Genomic DNA, 17,131 nt, shown 5'->3' on the forward strand with positions numbered 1-17,131 from the left:
GGCCACCGCGGCGCGGTGGCCTTCTGGTTCGCACCTGACACCAGGGCCGCGGCAGCGGGGCACCAGCTGGCCGACGACATCATCGACGGCCTGATCGGCGGCTGGGATTATGTGCACGGGTGGAATCAATCGAAATGGCAACCGAAGATCGAAATCGTCACGCATGCGAGTGCTTTCGATATCACACCGGTCGCGAAACTCGATATCGACGGATGGATTCCGCCGCGTAATCGCGCCGGGGCTGTGCCTCAGGTCCGCTTCGAATACTCCTACGCGCCGCTGAAGCAGGAGCCGACGGCCCAGTACCGACCGCCGGTCGAGGACGAGCTCCGTGCTGATACCCAGGAGCGGTTGCGGGAGTTCGACGCCGCCCGCGCCGACGCGCGCCGTGACGGCCTCGCCGCGCTGGAAGCGGCCCGCCACGACGCCGAAACTCGCGCCGCAGAAGCGCAGCGGCGGTTCGACGAACTCCGGGAAACTCATCGGGCAGCCTTCCCCCTCGACGTGGTGACGTTGGGGAACGTGGACGTGCTGCGGGCGCAGGCGCGCGTGGCGGCAAACAAACTCCGCCCGGCCCTCGACCCGCGCAGGCCTGGTGCCGCTGCATCGCATCCCACCGTGGACGCGGACCGGGCACGACAACTTCGTGATCGCCATCGCAGCCTCAACGAGCTGAACATCCTCGCCATCCGGCACTGGGCGGCCGCTGACGAGGGGACCCGGTTGCATGGCTTGACCGCCCGGCTCACGGCCCTGGTCGACAAGCGGCGCGAGCATGAAGCCGAGCGAGCCCGGTTGGAGGATTGGTTCGATTCGCTGGCCGCTCGGCCCGAGTTCGCCGCATTGGAGTGGGGAGCCACCTGGCCGCAGCGGGTCGCGGTGTTGCGTCCGGAACAGCGGCATTGGCGTCAGCAGCTGCTGAACGAACTGGATCTCGAGCTGCGGTGGAAGCTGTTCGGGACACCGATATTGGAGGGTCTGCACGCGGCTCAGGTTCGGCAGGTCGTCGGAGCGGTGCAGCACCTCGCGCCGGACGCACCGCTGCGGGTGGCGGCCGAGCGGCTGCAGTGGCTCGACGAGATGCGGGGGACCATCTACCTGATCCAGGAAATCACGCTGCAGCTGGCCGGTGTCGACGGCAAGGTCGACTCCGCCCTGCGCGAGGTGACCCAAGGCACGCCGCGCGCCGAGGAGCTACCGTGGCCGACGCCGGCCCGCGACGAGCCGATCGCGGAACCGGCAGGCGGGTTCCTGCGTCGGATGTGGCAGCGGGTGAAAACTCTCGCGCCGGGCCGCGGTGAAGGCGACGTCGGGCACAGTCTGCCGGATTCGCTCCGGCCGTTGGCGAATCAGTGTGCGCCCGCGACGATGTGGTCCAACGCGGTCCGCAACCGCCGCGATCCGGCGGGGATCGAAGCCGCCGACCCGGTGGTGGGGACGCGCATCAGCACAGTCGAGGCGCGGGCGGTCGGTCCCGACCGGGAGCCGGTGCTGTTCCAGCAGCTGCACGGAATCAGCGACGCCTACAACCGGCTGCATGCCTGGTACGCGGAGCTCAAACGCCGGAACCCGGACGATGAGAACGTCGGCGACGGGTTGTCGATGTTTGTCGTCGAAGGACTGGACAGGCAGATGGCACACCTGGTCGAGCTGGTGTTGGTTGTCGAGGCCGGCGTGGTCCAGGTCGACCGGCACGATGCCGCCGACGGCACGGTCATTCGCAATTTTGTGCCGCCTGAGCCGACGATGGGCGAGAACGGAGAACCCGAGCCCGAGAAACCGGTGCTCGGGCTGTTAAACCGGCACGGTTTCGCGGTCGCCGCACCGGAAGGACTGGACCCGCGCCCTCCGCGTGAGACGAACATCGAGGTCGGGGGCCGGTTCGAGCCCAGCCGGGCCACCTACGATGTCGTGCCGATCACCCAGGTATGGGAGGCGGTGGCGCCGGACTTTGTAATCCAGGTCCGGATCGAGGAGGTCGACGGCGAGCGGGTGCTCGTCGAACCCAACCGCGAGACCTTCGTCACGGGGGATAATGAGCGGGGCTACCTCGTCTCCCTGGACTCGGTCCCCGGCGCCGGATTCCTCACCAGTCCGACCTCGGGCGGCACCCACGGCGATCTGCTCGCGACGCACGCCCAGCAGGGAAGTGCACCGGGGTTGCTTGGTCGGTGGTGGGTGTCCGAGGGCAAGAACATCGTGCTCACGCCGTACGGCGGGCCGTCTCGACTCGACAACAGCGACCCGAAGTATGTCGCCAATTTCTTGGCCGAGCTGCGCCGCAACGGCTTCGACCCCGCGAAGGTGCAGTTCCGCCACCTGGCGCACCAGGGCACGCTGTGGGGTGGTGACGGCCAGGAGTTGTCGCTGGGTGAGGTGCTCGATCGGCGCGGTGTGGGCGCGGATGCGGTGTTCGCCGGATTCGGCAGCGTGGTGGGCGACGACTTCGCGGCGGGCGATGACTTCTCGGTGGATGTCGTTCGCGTGGAAGAGGTGGCCGGCGGGCTGGTGCTGACGGTGGAGTTCACGCCGGTTCGCGGGATACCTGGTCGGGCCGAACTCGAGCTGTTCCGGGTCGACGGCGAGCTCGTCGCGCGGTGGGGCACAGTGGCATTGGGTCCGGAATCGGAGCGGACCAGGCCGATATTCACCGTGCTGAACAAGCGGACCACGCAGTTGCTGGCTCGGTCGAGCGGCCGGTGGGCCGCGGACAGTTCTTCCCCGCACCAGCAGCAAGCCGGCGAGCCGGCAGCCGTTGCACCCGAATGGGAGCCGGTGCACGAGACCACGATGGAGTTCCGGGCGCGGGCACTCCAGGCGGAGGAAACTCTCGCCGAACTGGAGAACTGGCTGTCGCAACGGATGACGGCGTGGTCTCCCGCGGACGTCATCGACGAACTGCACTCGATAGTGGCGGCACACCGCGAAAACGACGATCCCGTCCGCGCCGCGGTGCAGGTGGGCGGTGACCGGTTGCGCGTGACGGTGTTCGACACCAGCCGTCGGCTGCTGCCTGCGCCGTCGCCCGGGTCGGCTCGGGCGCTATGGCGGCGCGGAGGTGTGGTCCGGGTCGACGGCGACTGGCGCAAGGCCGTCTGGTTCGACCTGGAAAACCCCACGTTGCCAGCGCGATCGGGCGCTGAGGGAGGCGGTCCGGCACGGCGCCGCGGTGCGGCCGCCGAACCGGAGGCCCAACTACTCGCCGAGCGGCTCGACGAGCTGGTGGAGCCTGCCGACAGCGCTGGCGTGACCGGAGAAGCCGCGTTCCGGGACGAGACACCGGCCGTGGTCGAGGCTGACGAGGATCGCATCGGGCCCACGAAGCTGCCGAAGCAGCACGACGACGAGCCGAGGCTGGGCGCTCGGTTGCGACCGGCCCAGGCCGAGACGGCAGATGTCGAAGCGGCCCGTCGGCTGCATGGTGAACATGGGAAAGTTGTTCTGGCGCATGTGCTTCCGCGTGCCCGACGGGACCGTAAACTGGTGCACGACGTGCTGCGGGGAACGTTCCTGCGGTTGGCCGGAGAGCTCGGTGAGCAGCCCGCAGGCCTCGATCTCGCGACGCGGGCGGTGGAGATTGCCCTGGAGGTGCTCGAGTTCGAGCAGTTCAAACGGGGGTTCCTTGATTTCCGGCGTCGGATCGCGGACGCCGCGACAAACCCGGCGGCCCAAGCAGCATTGGCTCGAGCTGATGTGCGACAGATGTGGGACGAAATCGCCGGGCTCCGTGACAATTGGCGGCAGGCAGTCCTGATGCGGTACTCGGGGATGGGTTTCCTGGCGGTTGTCGAGGTGATGGGCTGCGATCCCGCTGTCGCCGAGGAGATGCTGAGCAAAGGCGTGCGGCAGGTGGCCGAAGCGCTCCCACCCGCGCCGGTGGTGGCCGAGCCCGAGTCGGATCCGGCGGTGCGAGTCACGTTGCTGGATGTCGCCGACGCGGCCGGAGTGAGCATTACCACGGCGTGGCTGGCGGTCAATAACCGGCAGGTTCAGGGTATTTCCGAGACAACCAGGCGACGGGTCCGGCAGATCGCGCAGGAGCGCGGCTACCCGCTCGACGGTGCGAAGGTGCCGCGTGCCGAGGGCGTGCCGGAGCGTCGGACCCAGGTTGATCTGGCCGAGGTCACCGGGATGAGCGCAGACACCATCAATCGCGCGCTTCGCGGCACCGCGAAGCCGAGCACCATTCGCAAGTTGGAGGAAGCGGCACGGGGGATCGACTACCACTGGCCGAAGGGTGCGGCCGGTCGCAAGCGGGTCACGTTAGATGATGTGGCACGCCGCGCCGACGTCAGCCGCGCTGCCGCAGGTCGGGTGGTCCGAGGCGAGCAGGCGCCGCCGGGGGTGACGGCGGCGGTGATGGATGCCGTTTTCGAACTCGGTTACGAGGCAAGCGTGTACATCCGTCGCGCATCGTCTACCACACCTGTGCAGCCGGAAACCCCGGCGCAGCGCGCAGGCAGCAGTGCACGCGACGCCGTCGCCGGCCGGTCGGCCACGGCGGTGGACGACGTCTCGGGGAAACCGGTTGTGCCGGCACATCCTTCGGATGGCCTCGCGAATATCTGCGGGGTGGTGGTGCAGCGGGTCGCGAAGGAGATCCTGGGTCCGGAAGCGGGCGCGCACATCAAGCCGAAGCGGATCACCAGAAAGGTGAAAGACGACGGAATATCCGAGACTCAGTTCGCGGAGGGCTTCGACACGAATCTGCGGGAGGAGCCATTCGGAGTGGGGGTCGAGGGCGTCGAGGCGGTGATCGAGCACAGCGGGATGATCGCGATGGCCGTCGACGCCTGGGAGGGGCTCGGGCATGCTGCGCTCAGGTTCGAAGTCGACGAGCGGTTCATCCAGGCGCATCCGGAGTTGCCGGATCTGTGGGTGGGAGAGGTGGTGGTCTTCGACAACGCCGAGAACGAGCTGGGGACCGTGGTGGTCATCGACCGCTTCGAGGGCCGGCTCATGCGCGGGAACGAGAGGTACGCCTGGGCCCGGAAGGTCGGCGCCCGCGCCGGCGAGGTACGCGGAATCATCCGCCGCCGCAACGGCGAATGGGTAGAACGCCTGCACGGCAAGCCGCCACGCAAGCGCGGCAAAGGAGAGGGGCTCGGCAAGCGGCTGGACACTCGGCACGACCTGATCAAGTCATTGATCGACGAAGCCTATGACGGCACCGAAGCGGCCCGGCGTGACAGTTTGATCAAGGTTCGCTATCTGTCCGGCCTACTGGAGCGGCGTGGGGAGCTCCAGGCGCACGAATTGACGACTGTGATATCGACGAAGGGATTCGATCTGGTATCGCAGTCGGTCACTCAGGTACATGAGCAGGAAGTGCACGCCAAGGTATTTCGGGAAGGTAGATCGGCGGACCCGAGCGTGCCGGTGGCGGATGTTTTCGTGGCCGCTGTTATCGATGAAGAGGCTGAAGCCTACGCCGAGAACAGCGAATTCGCGGAGGGGCTGCGCGAACGTGGCTACCTGGTGGCCGATGACGAGAACGAACGGATCTATATTGCGGCACGTGACCATGCGGTCGAAGTTGCCCGGCGGGAACACCCCGGTCTCGCCGAAAAACACCTGAAGGCTATCGGTCGCGAGGAAGGTCGCGAGGCGTTACGCCGATACCTCGCGGAGCCGGAGAAGGACGGCTCGCCTAGTTACTACACCGCACAGAATTACATGTTCTGGGAAGGATTCCGCAGTCCCGAGCTCGGGACCCTGCATACTCCGACCTCGCAGCCCGTGGCCACGGAGCTGCGCCGGATGGCGTTGGAGCAGACCGCCGCGAATAGGGACCGGCAGATCCTGCAGCGCGCCGTCGACAAGGAGATCGGCAGACTCGGTGCGCTACCAGACGATTCGGGTTCGCGCCGAGACCAACGCCGCAGGAAACACGCTGCTCTGATTATGCGAGACCTGGTTGCCTGGCGTTGCCAGGTAGCGACGAACGCTCGCGCCTTGACTCGCGCCTACGAGGACCGGGCATCGCGAGATGTGGTGGATGCGGTGCTGCAGCGGGAATCGGGGAAGCGGTTGAGCCGACGGGCCGTGCTGGTCGCCGACGACAATGGCGGTTCACGACTTGTTGTCGCATGGGCGAATAGCGACGAATTCAGGATTATCGACGAGCCGGCCGTGAAAGAAGTACTGTCCCGCCCCGGTCTGGTTATCGAATATCTGCATGTTACAACCGATTACGAGGGTAGAGTCCGGACCACATACCGTGAACAGCCGCAGCCGAAACCGTCGGTGTGGCCGCCGGAGGTCAGTTGGCTGGATCTGGCCGAGCAGGCTTCGGCACGACGGGTGCGTCGAGTTCGCGGGTTGCTGACCAAGACCGAGATCGGGCGGTGGGCCGATCGGATCTTGACCGAAAACGGGATCGACATCCTGCTGGAAGTGGCGCATGACCGGCTGTATCCGGCCGAGGGCGTCCTGGTTCTCGACGTCGGGGCCACCGATGCCGAGCTGATGGCGGCCATGGTGCATGGCGCGGTCCAAGTCCAGCAGGAACGCAATCGTCCGGCAGGCAGCAGTGCCGTCCGGGATCTGATGACGAGGTCGCAGCCGAACTACGTTGCGATGATGCAGGTCCAGGAATGGGTGGCGCAGGCATGGTCGGATGAATCTATTCGGCAGCTGACCGGCGACCGCGATGTTCGGGACAGTTCGCGGCAGTCCGGTCCGAGTGCCGTCGAGTTCTATCGCAAGGCATGGGATGACGCGCATGGGGTACCGCCGTCCGGATTGCTGGGTGCGGCAGCGAACCCGGAGTGGCTGGATATGGTGCGACGCGAGCTCCGGACAGCGCAGGTCCAGCGGGCGCAGGCGCGTGCTGGACTCGATCGGCTGTCGGATGCCGCGCTGGCCCGGTTGGGGCCGGCATCGAACGATCTGGAACTGCAGCGCCGTTCGCCGGATCCGCAGGAAGTCGCGGAGGCGGAGAGAATCGACGACTACAACCGGTGGAATACCCGTATCCACTTGTTGCACAGTGTTATTGATGCTTACGCAAACCGGAGCCGGGCGAATGTCGAGCTGGCGGCATACCTGGGCATGCCGCTGGAGTATGTATCCATCAGCCTGGTGACCACGTTGCTGGGTACCACCCGACGACCGGTGGACGACCCGCAGCGACCAGCCGATGCGGAGAGGGTGGCGGCACTGTGCACGGAATTTGTCGACGCGGATACGACGATCCGCGCCTTCCGTCAGCAAGAGATAACAGCCCGGCAACTCGACGGAACAACCGAAACCGGTGCCACGGAAGGAGAAATGGCAGCGGATGGCCGGGCCGCGGAACTCGAGTTCGCCCGGTTGGTCGTCGCCGGTGCTCTCTACCTCGACGACAGCACCAAGGCCGCAGTCGTGGCGATAATCGCCGACTTGCTGCGCCTCGACGGTGCGCGGCTGGGGCGTCCCGAAGTGATCGGCGGAACCTACTGTATCCCGATTCTCGATAGCGATGACACGCTGGCGATTATCGAGGTAGCTGGTCGAGAAGACCCCTCGGTGACCGTGCAAATGAACCTGAGCAGGCACCGCCAGGAGCGGGTTGTCTTCGCATTGCAGTTGCTACCCCAGTTGACATCCGGCTGGCGCAACGGCGATCTGGTATGCGCCGCTGTCGGGAGCCACATGACCCGGCTGCTATCCGCCGCGGACGGCAGATTCACCGCGATGCTGGACGGTGCGCCGCGTTCCCGCCAGTTGGCTGTCATGGCCAGGACCAGCCGTGGACGCGATGCGATGTACTTCGACGAGGTCGAGACGGAACCCGCCGTCGCGTCTCGCACGCCGCCGCTGCCACCGCAGGCGTCATCAGCGGGTGGTTCCGCGCCGCAGCACCCGTCTGCGGCTGCACAGCCGAACGCCGCGACAGCGCGGGACCGTGACCTCGCTCGGCTGCGCAACGGCCTCGGCGCGGCGCTGAACCTCGACGACACCACCTGGACGCGCGTCGTCGCGGTGCTGGAAGCGGCGTTGCGCCGAGACGGCGCGCGGCTCGCGCCGCTGGAGTACCTCGACAACGGCCGCCGCATCCGGGTGTTCGACGCCGACGGCCGACCGATGGTGGACATCGATGTCCTCGGTGCCGGCGCCGTGACGGTGCGCACGCATCTGGCGCAGGATCGACCGACCCAGGCGGCGCTCGCCATGACGATGCTGCTCAGATTCCTGCCCGACTGGAACCCGAAGCAGGTCAACCGAATTTTCACCACGGTGTCGAACCGGACCGCCGGGGTGCGGGTCGCCGCCGACGGCACGATGACCATGGAACTGTCCGACGACCAGCTGGACGTCAGTGTCCAAGGCACCCGCGGCACGCGGAATCGGGTGAAGCGGCACCTGGCGCTGTACTTCGACAAGGAAGCCCCCGCGCCACCACCACCGCCACCACCGTCGGCAGGCGACGGGGCGGCGCCGAAGCCGCCGAAGCCGCACGGCGGCGGGGGCGGTGCGGCGATCGTGGCGCCGCACGATCCGATCGGTTTCGTCGAGGACGGTATCCGGCCGCCGCGCAAGGGACAGCGCCGCAACGTACAGCAGCATGTGGTGCTCAATGCGTTCGGTCCCGGCGATATGTCCGCCCATGCGCACGGAGAGCCGGGGCGTGCCGGGAAGTTTTTGCGGAAGCTGACCGGGAAGCCCGAATTCGAACCGGCGCAGCCGGAGTCGGTGGTCGGGCTGCCGGAGCAGCTGGTTGTCCTGCGCCGCGACGCGGTTCGTGAAGTACGGGAATTGCGTGTGGAAGTGCAGAACCGGCTCACCGGCCTTTCTGTCGACGACGTTCTGGACATGGGGGAGGCAGCCGAGGAAGTGGCGAGTGAGGTGGCGCGCTACCGCAGGTGGTTCGCGGAATTGTTGGGCGGCGTTTCACCGGACGAGCTGATCGACGATATCCGGGTGGAGCAGGAGTTCGCCGACCTGCAGACCCGCATTCCGACATCGTCCGACGAGTTGATTCTGGCGCGCGGCTTCTTCCGGCCGCGGCACCGGCTGACCCAGATGATCGGTGAACTTCGCGGGCTATTGGACTGGTGTGCGACCGTCGATGCGCTGGAAGACAGGCTGTATGACGCGCATTCGCGAGACGAGCAGGGTGCTGGGTCCGCCGACGACGTCCGTCGGCTGATCGAGCAGGCTGCTGGAATCGCGGACGCCACTCGGCAACTTCATGATCTTCGTGCTCAGCGGGTGTTGCCGGGCAGAGTCCGCGGTGCTCGTGGCGGTGTGATCGCCGACGCGAAGCGGAGATTCGGTTACGACCTGGAGAGCAAGGACCAGCCGAGGATGGGGCGACGGGCGGTCGCCACCCTGAAGGAGCTGGATGAACAGACCAGACTGGAGCTGGCGAAGAGCGATCTCAGCAGGTCGGAAAAGCGCACGCTGGATAAGCGGGCGGCGGAGTGTCGGGTATTGCTGGAGTGGAACGAGCAGGTTGAGCAGCGCGACAACAGGCTTCGCGTCCTGGAGCGGGAACTCAACGATGCGCTCGACGCTACTGGTGTGCGGGGCTTCGGTTCCCAGGTCACGCTGGGCGGCACGCTTGCCCAACGAGCCGAGGACGCCGTCGCCCGGCGAGAAAAGCTGCGCGCACAGCTGAAGAAGACCGGCAAGGAATTCGATGTCGATCCAGCGAACCTGAATAGCAATGTCCTGAAAGGTCTTGCCCGCACTGCGGCATACCGGGGCTTCTGGATCAAGCCGAAGAAGTTCCGGGAGTTGACTCCGGAGTCGGTCGACAGCTGGATGGCGGGGTCCGTCCGTGTCGATGTCCGCAACCGGGCCGAACTGGGCGAAGCATGGAAGCGCGTGCACAAGGTCATCGGGCAGGTCACCGAACTCATCGCCGTGGAACGGCGACTGCGCGGGGTCGATGAGCTGCTGGCCGCGTTGCGGCAAGCACATGCGCGGCAAGCCGTTGCGGAGAAACAGTTCACCGACCGGCGGGACGCGTATCTGGCGAAGTTCGCTGGTGACAGGTTCGACTTGCTGACTGCGCCACAAGATCTGAGCGGATTGCGTCAACTCCACGAGCAGACCGAAGGGGAGCAGCAGACCCTACTCGGCAAGCTGCTCGAGCCCGGTGAGCAATACCAGCGCTTGGCGTCGGACACCAACCGGCTCGAAGAGCGGGTCCAGCGGTTCCAGTACCTGCTCGATGAGGCGGAGCGCGTCCGGGAGCGTTGTGAGCAAGCCGAGAACGACCTGATCAGGCTGGGTACGAAAAGAAGTGCGCTGCTGGGGGATGTCCGAAACAACGCTGAGCTGCTCCAGCGGGTATTCGACAATTTCGATCCGGCGCAGAACCAGGACACGCTGGCACTCCAGCTCCGTCCGGAGCGGATGCTGGAACTCGGGATAACCGCGCCCACCGAGCTCACCGTCAACCGGGTGCACGGCCTGATGTCACGGCTGTCACCCAGGGAACGCAGGTGGGCCGATCAGTTCCTGCTCGACGACAGCCTGTACAGGGCCGCCGTCACCATCCAGACCTGCACCATCGAACTCGACCGGATCGACCGGGTCGTGAACGACGGTCTGGCGCAGTCGCCCGCGGAGTTCCTCAACCCCGGCGGTGGCCCGGCGGTGGCCGCACACCGGTCCCCGGACACCATGAAGCCGATCCGGCTGCGCGGCAGTTGCGCCCCGTACGCAGTCCAGACCCATCAAGAAGCGAACCGCCGCGCTCAAGGTGAGGACCCGGAAGAACTGGAGATGCGGCCCCGCGAGTTTTCGATGTCCGGCGACAAACCCGTCGACGTAGCAATCGAATTGCGCAGCCACTGGGTTGAGTATTCGAGCATCGACCAGCCCGTCGGCTGGGTCACCACCATGCACGAGCTCGAGGTGCACGCGACTGTGACGGTCGGCATCGACTACACCCTCGGTCGCGGCGCGCATCTGGCCACTATCACTTGGGACCTGGAACGCGACGAGATCGTGGTGTACGAGCGGGGCGACGGCCAGAAACTTGTGCACCGGGGCGGGGCGAAGGTTCAGGCCTGGGCGGTGCGGCAAGCGATGGACGCCGAAGGCGCCTTCGGCATCGAATCCGAGAACGGCGAGATGACACGCCCGCTTGCCGAAGGCGAACAGCCGACCGGACCGATGCCCCGCCAGCTTCTGCGCGGCGCACCGACCCAGGGCCTGCCACCCGAGGACGGCCCCGCCCGGCGGAGGCCGCGATGGCGGCGCGCCGTGCCCGAAGAGGAGAGCGAGCTCGCGGTCCGGGAGACGCTGACCGTCAGCGGGCGTGGTGTTGTCGGCCGGCGGTTTGCGGTGGAGCGGGCGAATACCTGGCTGCGGGCCCGGTTGCGCGCTGCCGGCTGGCCGGAGGATTGGATCGACAATGCAGTCAGTTCTTGCGCGCCGATAATTTTCGAAGCGCTGAGGCGCAATAGCGGGACCGCGACGCTGCGGGCGACGCCCGGCAATGTCGTCGAAGACGAGCAGACCTTGCTGTTCGAGGCGCACGACTCCGGCAGCGAGCCGCCACCGTCCGGCCTGCCGATGGTGCACAGCAGGCCGGAGCGGACCATCGCCCAGCACGGCTGGTACCCACTGGAGGACGGCGAGCCGTTCGCCCCCGGTGGCATGGTTTGGGTCAAAGTCGGTGTGCCGCTGCATGAGATCATCGCCGTACTGAACGAGATGGCGATGCTGTTCCAGGACGTCGACCAGCCCACAAGGGACACGGTCGTCGCGATGGCGGGCACCGTGCTCCGCGCCGACGGAACCTGGCTCGCCGCACCGGAATTCGTCGACGAGCACGGTTTCTTCGTGCAGCGCCTGCGGGTGGCGCACCGCTCCGGCACCGACCTGCTGATCGTGACCGTGGACGGGGACCTGGATACCCGGGTAACCGTCGAAGTGCCGGTGCGGCAAGGCCGGCCTGAGTGGGTCGGGCTCGCGCTGCAGGTGGTGCCCGAGCTGATGCGCGACTGGACGGTCGCAGGCCAGGCGGACGCAGTGCTGGCCGAAATGTTCGGCCGCCTCGCCGAACAGCTCACCGGCGTCAACGGCCGGATCCGGGCCCAGCTGAGCGGCGTTGCGGGCGAACGGAAGCTGATCGTCGTACTGGAAACCATCGATGATGTCCGGGAAACCATGGTGTTCACCGAGCAGCGCGACGGCCCATCCGAGGACACGCTGCGATCCGCCCGGATGGAAGGTGACCCGTTCGAGGACGTCCGCAACACGATTTCCGCACTGGCCGACCATGCGATGACCCTGGACGGCGCCACGATCGAGCCGGTTACCGACAGTAGGCACACCCTGTGCCTGCGGGTCGTCCATCAGGGTCGGGTAGCGGTGCGGGTGGATGTCTCCGGCGCGCCGTATGCCCGCCGCATCCGGGTCACCATGGCCGTCCCCGCAGGGCAACCGGAGAGGGTCGATCTCGCGCACGGCTTGGTGGGCGCGTTGCTGCGGAACTGGGGTGACCGCGATCAGGTCGAGGACGCGATGGGGGCCGCCGCCACATTGGCCACCTTGATGCCCTATCGCGTCGGCGGCGACGCGGCGCTGGTGGCCGAAGTCGGCGGCGCTCTCGACGCACGCCGGGCCCTGGTCACGATGGTCGTCGATCCACTGGTCCCGCTACCGAATTCGGAGCAGTTGCATGGCGTGGCGACCCGTGGTGGTGCCGAGCCGGTGCGCCGCGTGGTCGAATTCCAGGCGCCGGACGGCCACTGGGTACTGGGCGAAGCGGTCGGCTTCGGCTATGACCCGATCGACGAGATCGAACCGGGCGGCCAGGCACTGCACGACGAGCTGGACCCGCTGCTCACCGACAACGAGTCGCGAGAATTCGAAGAAGCGCATCTCAACCAGGAAGGCCGCACGGACGAAGTCACCGACGAGTCGAGTGAGGGTGAGCCGCGGGTCCACAATGTGAACCCCGACCCTCCGGACGGACCGCGGCACCCACTCCCACAGCCCGGGACCGAGTTTGTCGAGCCGTCGGGAGCCGGTGATGTGTCGAATTCCGGTGTGGAAGAAGCCCTCCGGTCGGAGATCCATCCCCTCCGGCGGGGTGGTGACGGTGCGGCCGATCCGGGTAGGCCGCTACGAGTGGTCACCTGGAATATGGCGGGCGCTCATCGTTCGCGGTCGCACGGAGCGTGGGACTACGAGAAGGTCAATCTGCCGTACTTTGCCGAGCAGTTGAGGCGGATGGATGCCGACGTCATCTATCTGCAGGAGTCGGAGGTCGGCCCGGACGGTTCGACCGCGCGGCAACTGGCCGCAATGGTCGGCTACCGGTACGTACACGAGACCGTGATGTGCGAGTCGCACATGGACCCGGAGAAGAAGAAAATGCTGAGCATTGCCGTGCTCAGCAGGCTGCCGATCGAGGAAGCCTGCAGCATAGAGCTTCCCTCTTCGACTCGGCTCGAGCTGAAGCTCTGGGGCCGAGTGCTGGAGCCGCAGGAGCACTACAAACGGTACGCTCAGGTCGTCAAGATCGCCGGTATCTCGTTCGTGAATTTGTTCCCGACGCCGCTGGGTTTCTTAGGCCGCAGTTACGAAGTGGACCAAGATGTCGAGGGCGCGGCGCTTGCCTGGCAGATCGAGCAGATGCTGCGTTCCGTCGTGGATGGTCCGATGGTGTTCGCCGGCGACTTCAACACCGATGATGTGCACTCGGTGTACCGGGAGTTCATCGAGGATTTGGGTCTCGGCCTCCCGCTCGATCCGGCGACCAGTACCGTGCCCGGTTGGGACGGCGCGCCGGACCAAGTGCTGACCTCCGCGGAATTCCACACGGTGGACAGCGGTCTCGAAATCACCGCCACCGACCATTATCCGGTGTATGCCGACCTTTTGGTTACCGATCCGGAATCGCTCGGATCGTTGATTGCGGCGCGATCCGGAGAAGACACAACGCAACTCGGTTTCGGCCGGCATGGTGCGTGGGTGGATTATCCTGGCCAGAAAGCTGCCTACTATACGAACCGGTATGGGACAAAGCATTACGGAGTCGCAGCGGAGATCGAGCCGGCGGAGAACGGTGCGGGTGTCCTCCGTTTCCGTATGAAGGCCGGCCCCGGAACACCGTCGGTTCGTACCATGTTCCGCGAGCTCATGGATTCCATTCCCCGTGCAGTGCATGAGATCCATGCGCATTGGGATTTCTACATTCCTGGGAACAAATTGGTTCGCCCGGATGAGGTGGCTGCCGAGAACGAGCGCTACTGGCTGGGGGACGACCTCGAGGCCTTCAATTCTTTCATGCAGGACATTTTCCTATCCCCTGAGGATGCGGCACGGAACACCCCCACCGGCGAAATGGCGGCCGAATACGGTTACAATCGGGTTCAATCCGTCACGCTTAAGGGCCACGATGGTGAGGATGCCGTAGAAGACGAAGGCCTCCGTTTTTACGGCGAATTCGTCAAGGTCGATGTGCAGTTCTGTATGTCCGAGGGACTCGCGGATCCCACGGGAGACGACGACGGTGGGCCGCCGACTGAAATCGACGACGGAGGACAAGACGATGACCGCTCTGCCCGGGCCGACCTGACCTTCGAACAGGTCCGCGACGAGTACCGCCCCTTGCCGAGAACCGACGCCGAACTGCGCGCACGGGTCGACGAATTGACGGCACAGGGGTGGAGCGGACTTCGGTTGGTGCGCAGGCTTGCCGAGGAATTCGGTGCGCGGAACTTCCCCGAAGAATCGGGCATCGTTTTCCACGGTTCGGCGGAACCGCGGGATGTGCTGCTCCCTTATTCCAGCCCGCGATACGACAAGCCCGACCCTGACCGACCCGCCGTCTTCTTTACTGTGTCGGCTGACGTCGCGGCGTTCTGTTCGATCTTCAATCGCGGACGGCTGGCCGACCAGGTGGAGCGTGGCGTCATCGAGCCGCATGAGCATCGGCGTGCGAACTTCATGAAGTCCTGGGTAGACCGAGGCGTCCTGCGAGTAGATGTACCGCCCGACACGATGAATGCTTTGGAGCGTACCGACAGCCCGGTCGGCATGGTTGTGACGCCACAGATGTGGGGGGTGGCGACCGATGAGGAGCCCGTTGGGTGGGTGCACGCGATACTTATGCCGCATGCAGACATCCAGCCGCCGGACCTGCTTTGGGATTTCCACGTCAGTACGACGCCGATCGCTCCTACCGTCCGGATACCGGTGCCATTCAGCGACATCGCCGATCTGGTTGCTCTAGCCCCTCCCGGAAGCGTGGTTTTCGAGTGGCTGGATGGCGAACCTGACTCTGCCCAGCCGACCACGATGGATTCTGCTGAATCAAATGATCCCGATCGCGGCCAGGACCCGGCCGGACCGGCCGGGACCGCGAAACCGGTTGCAATGAACGTCGTTGCGGACTCGGACGAAGATCCGCCTTCCTCCAGAGGCAGTGACGATGAAACCCAGCAGTCGTCTTCGCGGGGATCGTCGAGCAGCCCGATCGGGTACGCAGGGGTCCCTCAGCCCGGGGATGGCATCGGCGGCGCCGGTAAACTTCGGGATGGTGGCCATGGCGCCGAGGCTGCCGTCCAGGTTGTAAACCCCGGCTTGCCCCCTGGCGTTGCCGAGAGGCATGGACCCGATGCGGGAGCAACCGCCCGGGCGGGTAGTGAGGGCACGGCGCCGGAGTCGGATGTGGTGGCGCATCTGGAGCAGGACCGGCCCGCACCGGCCGACATGACCTTCGAGCAGTTCCGCGATGAGTACCACCGCGTGATGGCGGCGGTGGCCGACAAGGAGAAGAAGGGCGGTCTCGACCCGGATCATCCGACCACCTACCGTCCGATGACCGACGCGGAGCGGGCGCTGCACGCGCGGGATTGGCAGGAGTTCAGCCGCCGCAGGGGATACACCGAGGACGATATCGCCGAGTTCGACCGGTGGTTGGAGCTCAGTGGACAGAAGTCGGACCTGCCGGGGGCCGTCAACGACCCTTGGCGTCGCGGTCACGGCATGAATTTCCCCGGTGGGTGGGACGCTGAGCTCTATCGTCGACACGTCAAGGCCAGCTCCGCCGAAGTGCCTTCTTCGTATGATGCTGTAGGACAAGCGAATTCACGACTGGAATTCCAGATACCCGGCGCAGGGTCCGCTCCGGTGGCGCCAGCGCCCGACGACGACCGGGTTGACGACGGCCAGGACTGGGTTGGCGAGGGCCGGGAGCTGCCATCGGATGCACCGGATTCGGGGCAGACCGCAGCCCAGCAGCCTGCCGTCCGTCAGGGGCCTGTACCGGCGGGCGTCCCGCCCCATCCCGAGGAGGTATTCGACGGTCACCCGAAGCGGGCGAGGGACGCGGCGGGTGCGCCGATCGCAGCGCAGGGTGGTGTCGCTGACCCGTGGCTGGGTTTCGCGGACACCCCCGGGCTCGGCGACGACGCGCACGCGAATCGTCCCAGCGCGCATGAGCGCGAAGCACCCGCGCCCGAGCAGACCGGAGCAGCGGAACCCTCGGACGGCTCGGGTCCGGACGACGGATCCGACGACGTACCCGGCACCGGCACGTCGAGCGATCCGATATCCGACGTGGTCGCCGTCTTCGCTGCGGGGGATGCCGCGCACCCACCGGCGCCGAGCCAGCCGGAGACAGCGACCGGCGTACCCGGTGAGTTGCCCCCGAACCTGCGCCGGATACTCGAGCTCGCCGAGAATGAAGCGGCGGAGGTGGCAGCCGAAGCGCTGCGACCGATTCGGGATCTCGGCTTGGACACCGAGCGTCTGCACCGCAAGGACGCCGCGGAGATCGAAGAGGCGATCCGGGGTCTCCATGATTGGCAACGAAGTCGGTTGGCTGTCGTGCTGCGCCGGCTGGTGGTCGACGACGAGGCGGTCCGCACGCTGGCCGACGTGGAGGCGATTCCCAAGGTCCTCGAACATTTCCAGCGGCTGAAACCGCACATCGGCAGTGCCCGCCGATATGTGCACGACGTGCGCACGGCATTGGCGATGCTGATGGCCCGCCGAATGCTCGCGGCGAAGGGCGCGCACCCGATTCGCGACCACCGTGGGCACGTGATCGAGGGTGTCGGGGTGGTGCTGGGCGAGGGCATCATGGTCGTATCGCCGCTGCGCGGCCAACAAGACCTGCTGGACAGAAGATTGCCCGGGCTCCGGGAGCGCGCAGCGAGTGCGGGTATCCCGG

The 17,131-nt window shown here is 66.4% G+C and carries 1 protein-coding gene (cut by both window edges); it reads left to right on the forward strand.

Every position in this 17,131-nt window falls within one protein-coding gene, locus tag OH799_RS07070, for a LuxR C-terminal-related transcriptional regulator, read on the forward strand. The gene is 49,551 nt long; 12,216 of those nucleotides lie to the left of the window and 20,204 to its right, leaving coding positions 12,217–29,347 in view, spanning codon 4,073 (complete) through codon 9,783 (partial); the first complete codon in view begins at position 1. Both codon boundaries (start and stop) fall beyond the window edges.

Origin of the sequence: Nocardia sp. NBC_00881, assembly GCF_045207455.1 — a bacterium.
Taxonomy (GTDB): domain Bacteria; phylum Actinomycetota; class Actinomycetes; order Mycobacteriales; family Mycobacteriaceae; genus Nocardia.